This window comes from Myxococcales bacterium, assembly GCA_022563535.1.
In the GTDB taxonomy this organism is placed as follows: Bacteria; Myxococcota_A; UBA9160; order UBA9160; family UBA4427; genus DUBZ01.
The window spans coordinates 15,090-33,250 of sequence record JADFNE010000048.1; the positions used below are offsets into that span (position 1 = coordinate 15,090).

Genomic DNA, 18,161 nt, shown 5'->3' on the forward strand with positions numbered 1-18,161 from the left:
TGCCCAATGGTCACCACGTCGCCGACCTCAGTATTGAATAGATCGCGAGTCACGTGAATCACCGCGCCATCCTGAACATTGCTGTCTCTGCCGATGCGAATCGCATTCACATCGCCGCGCAGCACAGCGCCATACCAGACGCTTGCGTTGGCGCCGAGCGTGACGTCACCAATCACTACGCCTCCCGGCGCCACCCATGCACCGGATGCGAGCGTCGGCGTGCGACCTTCAAACGGAAGAATCAACGAGATTGCGTTTGTCGTTGCCGGATTATCCAATTTACCTCTCCTCGTCCTTCAAGGATCTTGCCGATGATTGACTTCTCGGCCAATTCTCGCCATCGATGACAAGCGGGCCAGACGGCAGTGGCGACGATGATCGTGAGCGATATGTCGCTCTGCCTCCAGATGGATGCGTAGCATATAAGCCCAAGGCCCTGCCTCCAGCACCGGAGCGTCGACCTGGATGGCCACAAACATTTCCCGCGATACTCTCACCCTATGACCTCCGCCAGCGAAGATCCGGTTCACGATGTACCCGAAGGCCATGCAAAGCTGGTGCGAACCATCTCGCAAGGCGGTGGGATCGCGGTTCGAACCCTGATTGGCAGCCAACTCATCGCCGAAGCGATGAACCGGCGCAAGATGGCACCAACTGCGGCCAACGCCCTGGGGCGCGCACTCATGGGGGCCGTGTTGATCGCCGTGGGTCCCGCTTCGGCCGACCCGGTCGAATCCGGCGTCAGCAACAACTCGACTGACAGTTCCAACGAGAACTTCGATGAAACAGACGATGACCGCCAGGCGAGCGAAAGCGTCCAACTCCAATTCCGCGGCAATGGTCCCCTCGGCAGCATCGTGGTCATCGCGGACGATCTCGGGCGAGTTCGGGGAATTGTGGAGCACCCGGACACCAACTTGACTCTCGCAGACGGAAGCCCCGACGTCGCCCGCTCGATCGGACTCGGTGCACTTCGCGTAGTCCGGCACCGGCCGGAATGGCGCGAGCCCTACACCGGCGCCGTACCGCTAGTAAGCGGTGAGGTCGCGAAAGATCTCACTCTCTACCTCACGGAAAGTGAGCAGACTCCCTCTGCAATGGGGCTGGGGGTCGCCATGGCCAACGACGAGAGTGCGGTGGTCGCCGCGGGATTCCTGGTTCAGATCCTTCCCGACGCGCTGCCCGAAGAGGTGGCGCAAGTGGAAGAAAATGTCCGGGGAATGCCGGCGCTTTCACAACTCGCCCTGTCGGACGCCAACTGCAATGAGCTTCTCGATCTACTCTTGCGCGGACTCGGATCCCGAGATCGTCACACCACCTACCCGGTTTTTCGCTGCACCTGCACCCGGGATCGCGCACTGCGCATGATGGAGTTGCTGGGCAACCAGGAAATTCGAGAGATGGTTGCGCGCGAACTCAACCAGGAAATTCGCTGCGAATTCTGCGCGAAGGCCTATGAATTTTCGACGCTCGAGATTCGAACGCTGCTCGAAGCTGAGCATCGCGGCGTTTGCAAAATCAATAGCTGACGGAATCAATAGATGACCTTCCGCTCGACCAGGTCGGAATAGCGTTCGTCGGAAAGCCCGAGGATTTGCTTGAAAACGTATTCGTTGTCTTGACCGATCACGGGACCCGGCCGCACCGTGACCGGACTGTGACTCAGCTTGACGTAGGAACCGTAGATGGTTTCTCGGAAACCCAAAGGGTGGTCGACTTCGATATAGGTCTTGCGCTCCGTGTAGTGAGGGTCGTGAAGTAGATCGCCGACGTTCAGCACCGGTGCCGCCGCAACCCCCGCGTTCTGTAGTTGCTGCGCGAGTTCGCGATCATCCCAATTCGCGGTCCACAGGTTGATTTGCTCGTGCAACATTTCGATGTTGTCCAGCCGTCCTTCGCGCGACACAAATTCGGGAGAATCTGCCCAGTCCGGATTTCCCATGAAAGCAACCAATGAGGTCCAGTCCGCTTCGCATTCGACCGCGATCGAAATCCAGCGGTCGTCGCCCGTGCAGCGAAATACGCCGTGGGGCGCCGCTGCGGCGAGTGGATGTCGGTTCCCGAGCGGACCCGCGACCCGATCATTCATCACGTAGTCCATGAACGCGGGGCCAACCATCTGCATCACGGCTTCCTGTTGGGAAAAGTCGATGTACTGCCCCTTGCCCGTCTGGTCGCGATGGTTGAGCGCCGTGACGATGGCAAACGCGCCGAAGATTCCGGTAAAGGGATCCGAAAATGCGTTCTCTACCGGGAGTGGAGGGCCGTCGCAATAACCCGTCAGGCTGTCGAGCCCGGTGAGTGAAGTCAAGCTCAAGCCATAGGTCCGGGTGTTCATGAGCGGGCCATAAGTCCCGGCCCCCTGCATCGAGAGCATGACGATATCGGGCTTGCGCTTCTTCATTTCCTGGTAGCCGATGCCGATCTTGTCCATCACGCCAGGGCCAAAATTCTCGATCACGACATCGGATTCCATGATGAGTTGGCGCGCGAGCGCGAGACCTTCTTCGCTCTTGAAGTTGATCGTCACACTGCCGTTACCCGCCCAGCACGCGTGATTGGAAAGACTGTAGTTGGGGCCGGTTTCTCCCCCACCGAAAGGCGGCAGCCTGCGGGTCATGTCCACTCGAATGTTCGATTCGACTTTGTAGACCTCGGCGCCCAGGAAGCCGAGCGTTTGTCCGACGACGGGTCCGGCCCAAACCCAGCCAAAGTTAGCGACGCGAATGCCGTCGAGAGGACGTGCCCCCGCCACGGCGGCGGTTTCGGCGGGGCGGGGGGTCGCCAGGGCGCCGAGCACCTCGTGGTTGTCTTCACCGAGGAGTGGCGCCGCCCTCTTGGGCCCGCCGGGAGTTTCCGAAAGCTTGAAGGGCGCGCCCAGCATTCGCAGATTGCCCAGGGCAGCGTGTTCGAGATCGACGATGTAGCCCCGCTCTCGCAAGTGCGGATGTTCGGCAGCCTCCTTGACGGTAAAGACCGCAGTAACCGGCGCACCGGCGGCCTGACACTTCTCCATGATCTCGTGCTTGCCGTGTTGCATGGTCCATTCTTCGATCAAGGGATAAATCAGATCGGCATTTTCGGCGCGCGAGAACATGTCCTGAAACATCTCCGTCTGCATCCACTCCGGATCGCCCATCACCTTTGCGATGCCATTCCACTGGCCGGGTTCGAGGGCGAGCATCCAGACGTGACCGTCCTTGCAGGGGAGGATCGTGGCGGGCGCACCCAAGGGCATCCCGACTCCAGTCCGCGTATCGAACTTTCCATTCTGGGCATAGCCACCGATGTTCTGCCCCCCGACAAAGGAAGCGGCGATGACTTCGGCACACGACACGTCTACCTGCTGCCCGACGCCCGTGTTCTTGCGACCGTAGACCGCAGCGAGTCCCCAGGCAGCGCCCGCGACCGCGCCAAAATAATCCGCCGCGAAGGTTCCGTGCTCGAGCGGCGCTTCTCCGGGCAGTCCGCAGTAGCGCGCACTCGCCCCGCTCAGGTGATAGGCATTCAGATCTGTGCCCTTCCAATCCGCATAGGGACCCGTCTGGCCGAACGGCGTGATCGAAATCATCACGAGGGTAGGATTGAGTTTTTGCAACGACGCATAGTCGAGGGACCAGTCGCGCATTTCCTGCGGAGTGTTGTTTTCGATCAAGACATCCGCACGGGAAATTAGAGCGCAGATCTTCTCTCGATCCGCGGGAACGTTCACGTCCAGGGTGACGGACTTTTTATTGGTGTTCAGGCTGTGGAACAGACCGCTCTTTTCGCGGTCGGGCACGTCTTGTGGAAACGGCCCCCAACTGCGAGACGGATCTCCAGTGCCCGGCGTTTCGATCTTGATGATCTCGGCGCCGTAGTCTGCAAACAGTTTCGCGCAGAACGGCGCACTGACGCGCCCACCCATTTCGACGACCTGGATTCCCTCGAGCGCCTCTGCCAACTCACTCTCCTTCCGGCGGGATCGCGTGTATCAGTGTCTGGCCCCACCGAAGATTCGGCGAAAGAAATTGGCAACCGCTGCGACCAAAGCTTTCAACAGCAGCGGGAGAACCTTGAGGGACGCGTCTTCTGCGATCGGTGCCGGGGTTGTCGCCGCTTCTGCGCTTTCGGCGACCGCGACACTGTCAGTTTCCATTCGCTGCTTCACATTCTTCGCGAATTGCTGAAAGAGTTGGTGCGAGACCCCCTTGATCATTCCACCGCCGACCTGCAGAACCTTGCCGGTGAGATCGATCCTGCCGTCGGTCGTCATTTCGGTCGACCCACTCTCGAGCACGTTGAGACTCAGGGTGACTTTGGCCCTGGCTGTGCCCCCACTCGGATCCTTGCCTTCGCCTGTAATCACCAGAACGTGACGCGCAGCATCCACGTCTTCGAATTGAATCTTGCACTTGTAGGCGGCGGTAATCGCACCGAGCTTGATCTTCACCCGACCGCGAAAATTTCGCTCGTCCACCACCTCGGTCAGCGATGCGCCGGGTAGACAAGTCACTACGCTTTCCGGGTCGATCAAAAACTGCCAGACGAGATCGACCGGGGCCTCGACCTCGAACTTCTCTTGAATTTCAATTGCCATACCGGGCTTCCTTGATCCAGTTCGATCCGCTTCTTGATTTACGTCTCGCTCGATGACACGATTTGCATCCGAGATCTCGACGTCTCAACCTGTCGAGAGTGGCCCTCCACTTCGCTCGTATCGAGTTGCGACCATCTCCGCCAAAATTGCCAGGGCGATCTCTTCGGGACGGCGCCCTCCCAAATCCAAACCGACTGGGGTTTTGATACGCGACAGAGACTCGTCGCTGAACCCCTGAGCGCGCAACTCGACGAGACGCCTGGCGTGGGTCGTGCGACTCCCGAGAGCACCGATGTAGCGAACATCCGATTCGAGTGCCCGCGCAAGGGTCGGAAGATCGAACTTTGGGTCGTGCGTGAGGGTCAAAACATATGCGTCGGCATCCAGCACTGCACCGTTCAGTACGTCCACTGGCCATTCGTGCAACAGCTGATACGCGTCGCGAAAGCGATCGCCCCCGGTGAATGCCGTACGGGGGTCGATCACGAATACGTGGAAGCCGACCTCCTTTGCCATGCGACACAGCGCGACCGCGATCGGGGTCGCTCCCACGAGATAGAGTCTTTGCGCCGGAGCAAACGATTCGATGAACACCCGGTAGGGATCGCCCTCGCCGGTTGCGGGCGCGATCTCCACCACCCCGCTCTCCCGGGCTCGGAGCATTCTCTGCGCCTCGATCGCGACACTTTCATCGATCTCCGGGTCGATGCTTCCGACTCGCGCCGGAGCGTCGCTCGCAATCCCGATGACCCCAAGGCGCGCACCGAGCAGACGCTCGGGACCGAAGCAGATCGCCATTGCCGCGGGGCAATCGTCTTCGATCGCACTTCGGACCCGGCGCCAGACGTCGTCCGCGGAAAAGGTTTCGATCAAGACTTCGATGTGTCCGTTGCAGCTCAGCCCCACTTCGAGGCTGTCGGGTTGCACGGGTCCGTATTCGACCAGCGTCGGCTCGCGTCGATCGAGTACGCCCAGTGCTCGCTGGTAGACGTCGCTTTCGACGCAGCCACCCGAGACCGACCCGACCATCGATCCACTCCGAGTCAACGCCAAACGCGCGCCGCTGGGACGAGGTGCCGAGCCGTCTACGTTCACCACGGTAGCGAGTGCGATTTCCTCGCCATTTGCAGTCCAATCGTCCAGAGCTTTTATGAGTTCTTTCACTCGATTCCTCAGCAATCCCGTCGCAACGCGGCTCCAGGGGATGCCTCGATGGCGCGGGGTCAGAACTGCCCGGGTCACCCGATGCGTTGCCAGTATAGAGGCCCGACTCGCTTTCGTCCGCGGGTTGTTGCAGGAGTGAGTTCCCAGCTGGTAGCCTGACCGTCACCGATCCCCCACCAACCCTCGCAAACTCTCTCGAACATAGGAAGCGCATGGGTCCCACCCGGCAAATTTACTGGAACATCGCTGGACATGCGCTGATTTATGGATTTCTGTTCCTCGCTCTCGTAGCCGTAGGGGTCAGCATCTATCGACGCGTCCGTCTGTGGAAACTCGGCACCGACGAGCCGCGCCTCGACCAGATCGGCAGGCGAATCCGTTTTGCGCTGGCGGAGATCTTTCTCCATCGAAGACAGCTTCGCGAACCCTTCATGGGCCTGGCGCACCTGTTCATCTTCTATGGGTTCTTTGCACAGCTGATCGCAACCTCTTTGATTTCCATCCAGGAATGGACGGGCATCAAGTTTCTCCAGGGAACCTTCTACCTCTACTACTCGCTGTTGAGTGACAGCTTTGGAATCCTTGGCATCATCGGGCTGTTGATGGCGCTCTATTACCGCGGCCTGGTAAAGCCCGCGCGCTTTCACACGATCGCCGACGACTGGGTCGCGGTGCTGTTGCTCCTGCTGGTCTTCATGCAGGGCTTCGTCGTCGAGGGACTCCGCATCGCGGTCACCGAACTGCGGGTGCAACCTGAGCTCGCGCGCTGGTCTCCCGGCGGTTACATGGTTGCGCTGATGCTGCAGGATCTCGAATCGGAAACTCTCACGGTCATGCACCGATACAACTGGTGGCTGCATGCGGTCACCGCCTTTGTCTTCATGGGATACTTTGCCCTGGGCAAGTTCAAGCACGTGCTGTTCGGCACCGCCAATATCTTCCTGCGCAGCTTCGAGCCGAGCGGCAAACTGAGTTACCCCGACATCGACGAGCTGGCAGAAAGCGATCCGGACGCCCTGGATGTCCTCGGCTTCAACAAGATTGAACAGTTCAGCTGGAAGGCGCTGCTGGATCTCGACGCCTGTGTGAACTGCGGCCGCTGTGAAAGCGTGTGCCCAGCCCATGTCAGCGGCGTGCCCCTGAACCCGCGCAAATTGATCCAGGACATGCAACACCACCTCGACACCGTCGGCCCCGAGCTCCTGAGCGCCCGGAAACGCGGTGAGGAGGTTCCCGACGGTATGCTCGGCATGCTGCTGGGCGACGGCAAAGACGGTGCTGCCCCGGCGGTGCTCGAAGAAGAGCTCTGGGGCTGCCGAACCTGTGGAGCGTGCATGGAAGAGTGCCCGGTTTTCGTCGAGCACATCCCCAAGATCGTCGATATGCGGCGCTACCTGGTCATGAGCGAGGCAAAGATGGGCGAGGAGGTCCAACTATTCCTCAAGAACCTCGACGAACGCGGCCACCCATTCGCCGGTGCGGGACGCGACCGGGAGGAGTGGTTCGAGGACCTCGATGTAAAGGTCTACGGACGCGGAGATCAATCCGACACGCTCTTCTGGGTGGGTTGCTCGGGGGCGATGATCGATCGCAACATCGAAACGAGTCGGGCTCTGGTCAAGGTCATGCAGGAAGGCGGCGTCGACTTTGCGTTGCTCGGCAACGAGGAACAGTGTTCGGGAGATCCCGCGCGGCGGGTCGGCGACGAGTTGGCCTTCCAGGGCTGCACGAAGACCAACATCGACACCTTCAAGCAATATGGAATCAAGAAGATCGTGACAGCTTGCCCGCACTGTTTCAACACATTGAAGAACGAATATCCCGACTACTCCAAAGACGCCAACGAGATTGAAGTCGTTCACCACACGGAACTGATCGACGAGTTGCTTCAGGACGGAAAGCTCACACCCAAGAAAAAGCTCGACAGCGTGACGTATCACGACCCCTGCTATCTCGGTCGTCACAACAAAGTCTACGACGCGCCCCGAAACATTCTCAAGAGCATCACGGCACCCGGCCAGTTCATCGAGATGAAGGCAAGCAAATCGAAGGCGCGTTGTTGTGGCGCGGGCGGCGGCTACGCCTGGATGGATGACAACCCCAAGAAGCGCATCAACCACGCCCGCGTAGAAGACATCCAACAAAGTGGCGCCGGAACGGCGGCGGTGGGGTGCCCGTTCTGCATACAGATGTTCGACGATGCGCTGGGGGCCAAAGATCCGGACGGCACGATCAAGGCAAAAGACATCGCAGAACTGGTCGCGGAAAGTCTCGAGGAGTAACACGATGGCCGAGTCGAACGCAGAGGCAAAACTTCTGGAACTCGCTGACCTCGAAGCGATCCGTGATCTCGCGCGGCGGTACGCTCATTGTGTGTGGCAGAAGGACGTAGACGGGACCATTGCGTTGTTTACCGACGATGCCGAAATGGACACCGGCGATCGCCCACCCATCGTCGGACGGGCGGCGCTATTGCAAGCCTACGCGGACATGTTCGCCACGAGCGAGTTTCGACCCTTCGTGCACAACCACGTCATCGAAATTGATGGCGACCGGGCCGAAGGCACTTGCTACCTGGATCTGCGCTGCGTGATCGAGGGCACGGCGAAGACCGGTCACGGTTTCTACAAAGATCGCTACGTCAGGGTGGGCACCGAATGGAAGTTCACCCATCGCTTGCTCAATATGCTGGAGTTCCGTGAAATCTAAGGGGTTTCGATGGCACCAGATTCACGGTGCTCGAGCAGCTCCCGCGGGCTGAGCCCCAGCAGTTCTCCAAAGACGTAGTCGTTGTCGCAGCCAATTCCGGCACCCGCCCGGGTGGTCTTGCCCTGCGAACGCGTAAGCCCGAGCGGTATGCCGGTCGCGATGACCGACCCTTTGATCAGGTGTGGAATGGTTTCGAAGAAACCGCGGGCTGCGAGATGCGGATCTCTTTCGAGCATGTCTTCGACCGTCGCCGCTACACCGCACGCGATCCCCGCTGCCTGAAGTTGGTTCATGATGTCGTGGGCGTCGCGGGTGCGCGTCCATTCAGTGATCAATTCGTCGAGGGCATCTGCGTTGGCCAGCCTGTGTGCGAGGGACGAGAAGCGCCGGTCCGTGGACCACTCGGGATGCTCGAGCAGAGCGCAGAATGCTCGCCACTGGTCTTCATCCTTCACGCTGATCGCGCACCATCGATCATCACCGCTGCAGGGATAACAACCTTGGGGAGCGATATAGAGGGAACGATTTCCCGGACGCTCGGGTTCGCTGCCTGTCGCCAGGGGTTCCGTCATTGCAACGCCCAGTGCTGCGATGGTGGCTTCGAGTTGCGACAAGCTGATGTGCTGCCCAACACCCGTTCGATCGCGATGGTCGAGGGCGGCCATCACGGCGACCAAACCGTGGAGTGCGCCGACTGCGTCGGGGTATGCGTACTGGGTATTGATGCAGTCGCGTCCGGGATGTCCGGACATCCGACTCAACCCGGAGAGCGCTTCGATGTTGGGTCCCCAGGTGACGTACTTTGCGCAGGGCCCTGTCTCTCCATAGCCGTTGGTGCTCAAGTGAATCAGATCGGGCTTCTCTTTTGCCATCGCGTCGTAGCCGAGTCCGAGTTTGTCCATCACGCCAGCGCTGTTGTTTTCGATCACGATATCTGCCCGGGCGACGAGTCGCTTTGCGAGTTGTACAGCGTCGGGGTTCGTCAGATCGAGGGAAACGAAACGCTTGCCCGCGTCCCAATCGGTAAACCACGGAGACAGCGCCGGTTGAACACCGAGCTCGCGAGCGCGCGGGGGGATGTACAGACGAACCACCCCGAGATGCTTGATCGTCTCGACCTTGATCACCTCCGCCCCGCAGTAGGCCATGAAACGACCCATCCAGGGACCGGCCATGCCCACAGTAAATTCGACCACGGAAAGTCCCGCGAGCGCTTGTCCAACGGCATTCACCCCGACATTTTTGCGCGCCGTGCGCTCCGAAAACCCTGGTGCGCCCTGGGTTTGGGGACTTGGGGGCGCTCCCGACACTCGCCACGGGGTTGCGGCCAGTCGATACGGCGCACCCGGCATGGTGAGCTTTCCCTGCTCGGCCTGTGGGACGTCGACGAAGAAGTCCCGCGCCGCCAAATGCGGATCCTTCGCCACTTCGGCGGACGAGTTGACCGGGGTCACGGCAATGTGGCGCCGCTGGCCCTCGTGGTAGAGCTCTTCGACGCTGAACTTGCAGGTCATGTCCGAGATGAAAATGTCGAGCAACTCGCGGTATTCGATGCGCACCGATGATGGCCCTTCGAACATCGGATCGACTACTTCCTGATTGCCAGTCTCTTCGTGAATCCACTGGGCCAGGGCAACCCAGTGCAGGGGACGATTCACGATCAAATAGATGAGCCCGTCCTTGCATGAGTAGGCCCCCGATGGAACGGCGGCGAATAGCGAAGTTCCGTTGCGCACGGGCACCATGCCGTCGTCGAGATACTTTCCCACACCCGAGATATGCGTCACTGCGAGCATGACTTCCTGGGCCGAGATATCGATGTGCTGACCGATGCCGGTCGCGTTGCGTTGCCGAAGCGCGATCAGACTCGAAGCGGCTGCACAGGTGGACGCCATCATGAAAGCCTGGTCGCCGGCCAGATTGACCGGGGGGTCCGCGGGATCGCCCGTCACATAGACCGCTCCTCCCATTGCATTGATGACGAGGTCTGACGAACGGAAGTCGCGGTGGGGACCCGTCTGCCCAAAGCCCGTGATCGAGGTCATGAGAAGCCCGGGATGCTCGGCACTCAGGGTTTCGAATCCCAGTCCCAGTTCTGCGAGTCTTCCAGGCGCGAGACACTCGATCACGAGATCCGCATCCCGGGCGAGTTCGCTGAACCGACGCTGGCCTTCGGACGATTCGAGATCGAGCACGAGGGATCGTTTGCTGGTATTCAGATACCGAAAGCGCAATCCCGAACGCATCCCAGCGTCGCTTTCGGATTCCGATCCATCGCCGCTCCAAAGCGGAGGAATTGAACGCGCGGGATCACCACCAGGCGCCTCGATGCGCAGAACTTCGGCCCCGAGGTCTGCCAGTAGCTTCCCACAGTACATGCCGGATTCGTCACTGAGCTCGAGCACACGCAGACCGGCCAGCGCGCATTTTTCCTCGTTCGAGTTCAAGATCGAGACCACCCTCTATCAAGCGTGTGACAGCGTGTGCCTGGCAAGTCGTGCGAAGATACGAAAACTCGGGCTCTCACTCAAAGTCCGAAAGCCGGACGGGCAGTCGGCGGGAACCCCAATCCCCCGGCTGATGATCGAACACGCCGGGACACGGAGCCCCACAATAATCACAGCAACCGCCACTGAGCTTCCACTCCGTAAGCACGTACCAATCTCGTCCGATCACTCGTTCACCACACTCCGCGCAATAGGTACTGCCCCCGGATTCGTCGTGGACATTACCCGTGTAGACGTAGCGAAGGCCCTGGTCTCGCGCGATATTTCGCGCCCGGCTGAGCGTCTGGCTCGGGGTTCGCGGGCGGTCACGCAACTTGTAGTCGGGATGAAACGCCGTGAAGTGCCAGGGCACGTCGGCACCCAACTCTTCGTACATGAAGCGACTTGCGGCGCGAAGCTCTTCGTCGGAATCATTCATCCCGGGAATCAGCAGGGTCGTGACTTCCAACCAGACATCGGTTTCGTGTTTGAGATAACGCAGGGTGTCGAGCACGGGCTCGAGTTCGCCGCTGCATGTCTTGCGATAGAACGCATCGCTAAAGGACTTGAGGTCGACGTTCGCAGCGTCGATCTCGGAGAAAAACTCGCGCCGCGGTGCATCACAGACATAGCCCGCTGTCACCGCGACCGTCTTGATGTCAACGGCGCTACAAGCCCGCGCGACATCTATGGCGTACTCGAGAAAGATCACGGGATCGTTGTAGGTGAACGCGACACTGCGACACCCGAGCGCCACGGCAGCCCGCGCGATTCGGTCTGGAGGTGCCTCATCGCTCAGGGTGTCGATCTCCCGAGACTTGCTGATATCCCAGTTTTGGCAGAACGCACAGGCGAGATTACAACCTGCGGTTCCAAACGAGAGCACCGGCGTTCCAGGCAAGAAGTGGTTGAGGGGTTTCTTCTCGATCGGATCGACGCAATAGCCGCTCGATCTCCCATAACTTTCGAGGACGATTTCACCACCGCGGCAGGCACGCACGAAACACAGCCCCTGCTGCCCTTCCTTGAGTTGACAGTGACGGGGACAGACATCGCACTGAACGCGCCCGGAGTCGGGGAGCCGCTGCCAATAGCGTGTGGCGACTGTGGAGGATTCACTCATTTGCGCAGGTGCGGAAGCCAGCGAAGACATCTCGACGTCCTGGCTCGAAGAAATTGCGATAGGTGTTGGTCACCAGGCGGGAACGGGTCGCCCAGGTCCCGCCCTTTAGAACCTTTGGATAACCAAACCAAGGTGCCGAGTATTCGCGGTAAGGCGTATCGACCACGAATCCCGGGTACGGATAGAAGGCTGAAGCCGTCCATTCCCAGATGTTGCCCGACATCTGACGACAACCCCACCCGCTATCGCCTTCCGGGTAACACGCGACGTCGACACAACCAAGATTCTCGTAGTCGAGGTTCGCCCTTTCCCGAGTCATCGCCCCGGCTTCATCACCCCAGGGATAGAGTCGCTTCTTTGTATCGCCGGGAGCCGTACTGGCCGCGCATTCCCATTCGGCTTCGCTGGGAAGACGTCGACCCGCCCAGCGGCAGTACGCCTCGGCTTCGTACCAACCTACATGGACGACGGGGGCATCTTCCATCAACGGTACCCATTGATCGAAGACTCGCTGCAGCCACGTCCCGTCTTCGACCTTCCAGTAGCCGGGATGGTCGGACTCAGCCTTGGTTCGCCACACCCAGCCGGGGGTACTCCAACACTCGCGCCGGGCGTATCCAGCGTCTTTGACGAACTCGGAAAACTCGCGATTCGTGACCGGAGCACGGCTGATTTCATAGCCCGGGAGTTCGACCGGATGCGCCCATTTCTCATTATCGAATACGAACCGCTGAGCTTCGCCATCGCGTGCGGGTTCGGCACCGAGTCGAAAGGTCTGCGCGTCGACCCGCACGTCTCCGGGGTGTTGCCCGCCAGGGACGGTCGAACGGACGGGGCTCTGCAGCTCGATTGAAGGACACGCGTACCCCATGGTTTGGCGCGTCCACGCCAGGGCTTCGGCGTGCATGGATTCGTGGTGGATCGCGAGTTGATAATGGTACGACTCGCGGGCCGTGGGTTCGTGTCCGGCAAGGCGTTCTAGTGCACGCCGCTTGATGGCGTCCAGATACGCGAGGGTTTCATTGCGAGGCGGCAGGTCCAAGCTCCAACGATCGACGTGATCAACTTCAAAGGAATCGAAAAAATCAGTCCCGTTTTTGAACGACGTGGGGACGGAATCGAGTTCGGACAGCAAGAAGCTGTCGAAGAAAAAACCGATATGGCCAAGCTCCCAGCGCATGGGATTGACCGTCGCGAGGTAGGGAAGTTCGAGTTGCTCGTCGCTGAGATCAGCGATGAGCGCAAGGGTCACGCGCCGCACATCTTCGACCTGGTGCGCGATCGACGCTGCGGAGAGGCGGACTCCCTCACTCATCGTGTTGCACCCGACTGCGGTTCGCGCGATCTCGCGCAAATGAGCGATGGAAACTTGCAGTCACTTTTATTGAGCCTTCGATCATCGCTTCATGGTAGTCCAGGGTCGGCTAGTTCGAACATCGCTCTCGCGGCGTTTTACAGCCGACTCAGATTGGGCTCAAACGCCCTTTTACCAAAGTTTCACTGGCAATCCCGTGCTGGGATTCGAACCGATGCGTAGTGTCTGTCACTACAGATTGATCTTGATTCGTCGCAGGTCACAGGAATACACGTGTCCTGGCTAGTGCACTGGGGGTGGCTGATGAGCGCAAATCTGGCTTCGAGCGAGGAGGCCGACGGTTGGTGGGTTCGGGTCGGCGGTGTCTCCGCTGCGATCTATTGGGGAATCCACGCAAGTTGCCTGATCGCGCTCTACACCGGGGTCAGCGTCGTCGATGTAAGTATCTTCGCGGCGACCTACTGGGTGCGATTGTTCGGCATTACCGGTGGATTCCATCGCTACTTTTCTCACCGTAGCTACAAGACCAGTCGCGCCATGCAGTTCGCCCTGGCATTTCTCGGTACCAGTTCAATTCAGAAGGGTCCGCTTTGGTGGGCGGGCGCCCACCGCCTGCACCATCGCTATTCGGATCAGCCGGGTGACCCGCATTCGCCTCGAGAGAGTTTCTGGTATTCACACCAGGCATGGATCTTTGACCCGCAGTGGCAATACACGCGGATCGAAGAGATCCGCGACTTCGCAAAGTTCCCCGAACTCGTATGGCTCAACCAATGGCACATCGTGCCCCCGATCATTCTCGCCTTGCTCTGCTATGCGATCGGCGGCTTCAGCGGCTTGGTCTGGGGAATGGGCATCTCAACCGTGGCGCTCTGGCATTCGACGTATTCGATCAATTCATTGGCACATCGCTGGGGCAGTACGCGCTTTGACACCGGCGACGACAGTCGCAACAACCTCTTTCTCGCTCTCCTCACCCTCGGTGAGGGCTGGCACAACAATCACCATCGCTTCATGAATTCTGTGCGCCAGGGTTTCTACTGGTGGGAGATCGATCTCACCTACTACATCCTGCGCGGGTTGAATAGCGTAGGGTTGATCTGGGACATGAAGCGACCGCCTGCAAGCGTCTATGCAGAAGCGGCCGAAGCGGCAGCACAGACACGCGCAGAGGTGAAGGCGCCCCAAGCGCCGCTGGTCAGCGACATATCCGGGACGGCACCGTTTCGCTAGCGGCCCCTTTCGCCCGCACAGAAGACTCTCTACCTTTTTTGTGTGGCCGAAACGCGCGCTCCGGTCGAATCGACCCTCCCAGGCGATCCCGTTGTATTGCTCACCGGGGCGAGCACCGGCATTGGTCTCGCCCTCGCTCACAAGCTGGCGGCCTGGCCCTCCGGTCGCATCGTCCTGACCGCAAGAGCAGCATCACTCGAGCGCCTCAAACAACAAGGTTTCTCCGACACCGATCGCATCTGGCTGCGCACCCTCGACGTGACCGACGGAGCGCAACGGTGTCGTGTCGTCGACGAAATTCGCGACCAGCTCGGCGGTGTGGACATTTTGATCAACAACGCGGGCATCGTATTTCGATCGGTCACCGAGCACATGGACGAGGCCGAGACACTCACGCAATTGGACACCAATTTTCTCTCGCCGATGGCATTGATACGACTCGTCTTGCCACGGATGCGCGAGAAGGGAGCTGGACGCGTAATCAATATTTCATCCGTGAGCGGTATGATGGCCATGCCCACCATGGGATCCTATAGTGGCTCCAAGTTCGCCCTCGAAGGAGCGAGTGAATCGCTCTGGTACGAGATGAAGCCCTGGGGGATTCACGTCACGCTCGTCCAACCCGGCTTCATACATTCGAATTCGTTTCATAATGTAATCCTCTCGAAGCATGCCCGGTCGGCCATCGAAGATGCATTCGACCCGTATCACGTGGTCTACCGCTCGATGGCGCCGTTCATCGAACGCCTGATGTCCCTCGCCAGAGCGACGCCAGAAGACATCGCAGAACAGGTGCTCGCCACTCTACACAAGAAAAACCCGCGACTGCGGGTGTTCGCGACAATCGACGCGCGCTTTTTCTACATCTTGCGACGAACCCTTCCGCGCAAGGTCTTTCACGCCCTGCTCTACCGGGCGTTGCCACAGATCGGAAAATGGGGGCCCGGGTCATGATTCGCCAGCGTATTGATTCCGATCTTGCCGAGCTGATCTTCCGCATGCTCTTCAGCAGCATCTTCATCGTATTGGGCGGTGAACACATATTTCGCGACGAGCTCATTCAACAACTGATACCACTCTGGATGCCCGAACCGCGCCTGTTCTCGCTGGCCGCGGGCATTCTACTTTTGACCGGCGGAATCTCGATCGCACTCGGGTTTCGCATTCACCTTGCTGCGACTGCGCTTGGCATCTTCCTGGTGGTGGTGACGCTGCTGATCCATGTTCCCGGGATGTTCATCTACCCACCGGGGCTCGATAGCGACTGGCAATGGCTGTGGGATCTCTATCAGCGAAGCAATTTCATCAAGAACGTATGCTTGCTGGGGGTGTGCTTTCACTTCCTGTACCACGAACCGGGTTCGTACAGCCTGGACCGCTACCTCGCGGCAAAGGGTCTTCTCTAACCTGTAAGCCCATCCATTTCGATCTCGATCGCGGCGGCGAGTGACTCCGTCACTTATGAGAACACCAATCCCACGAATCTGTGCGCCATTCGTCAATCCCAAGGTCACGGCTCGGGCCGGCGCCTTCCCGGAGCCTATTCATCCGCACAACCGTATCGCCGAAAGAGTCGATGGAGACGCCCGGAGGCGGTTTACTTGGAATGTCCAAAGTGTTCAGTCAAGAACATCTACACCGACGGCGTTGTATGTCGACAGTGCAGTTACCGCTTTGGGCTCGATCCGAATCGCCCCCACAATCTCACTGATATCGACTACTTGAGATTGGTCGACCGGACCAGCTCGAGTGGGCGGTACTACTTCACCCAGAACCAACTCTACCTCTACTATTGCATGGACAAGATGCCCAGGAATGTCATGTGGCCTGCTGCAGGAATCCTTGCAGGGAGCTTGGGGCACTACCTCATTGGACCCGAAGGAGCCGCCATGGCCGCGATTTCTGCCGCGGGTTTGGTCTACTATGGAACTCGATCCTGGCGCCCACCGCCCCGCGCCGTACTCGACGATCTGCACGAAATCATGAGGACCGCTGGCCACCCAATCACGCGGTTTCTTGCAAAACCATTGTTCGAGTTTCGCGACGAAGAGAAGTACACCGAGCATCTGCCTCACCCCTACGACATTCAGCAAATCATCGTCGTCGACCGTAATATATTGGTGGACTTGTTGGTCTTGAACGGTTTCCCCAAACATTCGAAGTCGCTGGTTGTTTCCCAGAGCGGCTATCCCAACTATGTAATCCCGATCGCAAAGGAACTGCTGAAGAAGCGAAAATCACTTGCAGTCTACTTATTGCACGACTCGACCGAGAGCCGCATCGCGATGAAGCGCAACATGGCCGATACAGCCATGCTTCCCACCTCCGGCCACAGCATGTTCAATCTCGGACTCGAACCCGAACAGGTGGTCTACATGAAGCATCTCGACCCCATCCAACCCGCGCGCTCGAGATACGGCGTCCCGCTTGATTCGATTCCCTATCCCATCCTCGAAACTGCGCTGACCTTCTGCATCTCTCACGGCGTCCCACTGTTGACCGGGTTCGCGGCCAACGGATTCGTGCGGAGGATCCGGTGATTCGGTTGTGCGCGGATCGATAGGCAGATCCTCGGCGCACTCGTCTCGAACCGAAGAACGTGCTACCTCAACAAACGTTCCCCTCAGTAGCAGTGTTTCGCCGCCGCAGCCTTCGGGTGCGCGGCTCTGGACGTTACGAGCACGTTACAAACGATGCTACGAGGCCTGCCAGAACAATGACGACCCATCGACGTCCAGAGATTCCCTTCAGCAACGCACCCCGGGGAGTTTGCCGCTGGTGTGGAGAAGAGATCCTCTTCGAAACCGGCGACAAGCAGGGCAGCGTCAACCGACGCCGACGCTGGCATCAGGCGTGTGTCGACATCTACAACGCAAGCGACCCCCAGGAAGCCCGCCGACGAATGCGCAAACGTGACCGCGGGCGCTGCGTCACGTGCCATGTCGATACCTACAAAGTCCGCCGGGAACTACGCAAGATCGGCCGCGGCCGAACTCGCGCAATCCGAGACCGCGGCTACAAACCTCGCCAATCATTCTGGGAACTCGACCACATCGTTCCGTTGATTGACGGAGGTTCCCACGACGACGAAAATCTTCAGACGCTGTGCATTCCGTGCCATACGGCAAAGACCGCGGAGGAGGCGCGGGCGAGAGCAGCTCGTAGTCGGAGCGCTGCGAAGGCGGAGGCCGTTCCAGCTCAGACGTTTGATGCGATGCTCGAGGCGGCGGAGACGAGGTGAATAGCCGAGCTGCGGAGATGCTTTCAGCGTTTGGGGGGAGGCAGCGGGCGGGAGTGGTGTAGCGGGGCTTTGGAGATGAGGCTTGGGGGAAATATCCTAGCGATACGTGATAAACTGCAGGCGATGGGCCCAGAGCGACCCACGGCGTTCCCATTTCCAAACCCATATCTGTTAGAATGAACACGTCGCAGTGGCGAAATCACTGCCCAACGGATCTCGACCCCGCGCCCGAGACCACCAAGAAATACTCCGAGGAGAGCCAGCGACGATCAACGTCTGAGACCATCGTTTCGAAGGGAGACAGCCATGCA

15 protein-coding genes are annotated in these 18,161 nt (G+C 59.4%); 8 read left to right on the forward strand and 7 right to left on the reverse strand.

Annotated features, from left to right (window positions below; translation table 11 throughout):
* Positions 1–251 (reverse strand): gamma carbonic anhydrase family protein (locus IH881_14380; protein MCH7868880.1); only part of this gene is annotated, 251 nt, incomplete at its 3' end.
* A gap of 249 nt (positions 252–500) precedes the next feature.
* On the opposite strand from IH881_14380, the gene IH881_14385 reads away from it, so the two are divergent.
* Positions 501–1,529, forward strand: coding sequence for an Hsp33 family molecular chaperone HslO (locus IH881_14385; protein MCH7868881.1), 1,029 nt, complete (start codon positions 501–503; stop codon positions 1,527–1,529).
* A gap of 5 nt (positions 1,530–1,534) precedes the next feature.
* Here IH881_14385 and IH881_14390 read toward each other — a convergent pair whose 3' ends face one another.
* The 3 genes from IH881_14390 to IH881_14400 all read right to left on the reverse strand — a co-directional run bounded on the left by IH881_14390 (position 1,535) and on the right by IH881_14400 (position 5,743).
* Positions 1,535–3,943 (reverse strand): CoA transferase, encoded by a 2,409-nt coding sequence (locus IH881_14390; GenBank protein MCH7868882.1) that lies wholly within the window; start codon positions 3,941–3,943, stop codon positions 1,535–1,537.
* 30 nt (positions 3,944–3,973) lie between these two features.
* Positions 3,974–4,579 (reverse strand): SRPBCC family protein, encoded by a 606-nt coding sequence (locus tag IH881_14395; protein MCH7868883.1) that lies wholly within the window; start codon positions 4,577–4,579, stop codon positions 3,974–3,976.
* Between the two features lie 84 nt (positions 4,580–4,663).
* Positions 4,664–5,743, reverse strand: a complete 1,080-nt coding sequence (locus IH881_14400; protein MCH7868884.1) for an XdhC family protein — start codon at positions 5,741–5,743, stop codon at positions 4,664–4,666.
* A 212-nt stretch (positions 5,744–5,955) separates the two neighbouring features.
* On the opposite strand from IH881_14400, the gene IH881_14405 reads away from it, so the two are divergent.
* Positions 5,956–8,025, forward strand: coding sequence for a (Fe-S)-binding protein (locus tag IH881_14405; GenBank protein MCH7868885.1), 2,070 nt, complete (start codon positions 5,956–5,958; stop codon positions 8,023–8,025).
* 4 nt (positions 8,026–8,029) lie between these two features.
* The gene (locus IH881_14410; protein MCH7868886.1) at positions 8,030–8,452 is read left to right on the forward strand and encodes a nuclear transport factor 2 family protein; all 423 of its coding nucleotides are present in this window, start codon (positions 8,030–8,032) and stop codon (positions 8,450–8,452) included.
* Here IH881_14410 and IH881_14415 read toward each other — a convergent pair.
* The 3 genes from IH881_14415 to egtB all read right to left on the reverse strand — a co-directional run bounded on the left by IH881_14415 (position 8,449) and on the right by egtB (position 13,376).
* Positions 8,449–10,899, reverse strand: coding sequence for a CoA transferase (locus tag IH881_14415; protein ID MCH7868887.1), 2,451 nt, complete (start codon positions 10,897–10,899; stop codon positions 8,449–8,451). The genes IH881_14410 and IH881_14415 overlap by 4 nt on opposite strands.
* A 76-nt stretch (positions 10,900–10,975) precedes the next feature.
* On the reverse strand, positions 10,976–12,091 hold the full coding sequence (gene amrS / locus IH881_14420; protein ID MCH7868888.1) for an AmmeMemoRadiSam system radical SAM enzyme: 1,116 nt from the start codon (positions 12,089–12,091) through the stop codon (positions 10,976–10,978).
* Entirely contained in the window at positions 12,054–13,376 is a 1,323-nt protein-coding gene (gene egtB, locus IH881_14425) for an ergothioneine biosynthesis protein EgtB (protein ID MCH7868889.1), read from the reverse strand. Before egtB ends, amrS begins: the two co-directional genes overlap by 38 nt.
* A 303-nt stretch (positions 13,377–13,679) precedes the next feature.
* On the opposite strand from egtB, the gene IH881_14430 reads away from it, so the two are divergent.
* The 5 genes from IH881_14430 (at position 13,680) to IH881_14450 (ending at position 17,850) form a co-directional block, all read left to right on the forward strand.
* On the forward strand, positions 13,680–14,609 hold the full coding sequence (locus IH881_14430) for an acyl-CoA desaturase (GenBank protein MCH7868890.1): 930 nt from the start codon (positions 13,680–13,682) through the stop codon (positions 14,607–14,609).
* A gap of 42 nt (positions 14,610–14,651) precedes the next feature.
* On the forward strand, positions 14,652–15,563 hold the full coding sequence (locus IH881_14435) for an SDR family NAD(P)-dependent oxidoreductase (GenBank protein MCH7868891.1): 912 nt from the start codon (positions 14,652–14,654) through the stop codon (positions 15,561–15,563).
* Positions 15,560–16,015, forward strand: coding sequence for a DoxX family protein (locus IH881_14440; protein ID MCH7868892.1), 456 nt, complete (start codon positions 15,560–15,562; stop codon positions 16,013–16,015). The genes IH881_14435 and IH881_14440 overlap by 4 nt, the downstream gene beginning before the upstream one ends.
* A 195-nt stretch (positions 16,016–16,210) precedes the next feature.
* The gene (locus IH881_14445) at positions 16,211–17,149 is read left to right on the forward strand and encodes a hypothetical protein (GenBank protein ID MCH7868893.1); all 939 of its coding nucleotides are present in this window, start codon (positions 16,211–16,213) and stop codon (positions 17,147–17,149) included.
* Between the two features lie 362 nt (positions 17,150–17,511).
* Positions 17,512–17,850 carry an HNH endonuclease gene (locus IH881_14450; protein MCH7868894.1) on the forward strand — a complete coding sequence of 113 codons (339 nt, stop codon included), beginning with the start codon at positions 17,512–17,514 and terminating at the stop codon, positions 17,848–17,850.
* Positions 17,851–18,161: the final 311 nt, after the last annotated feature.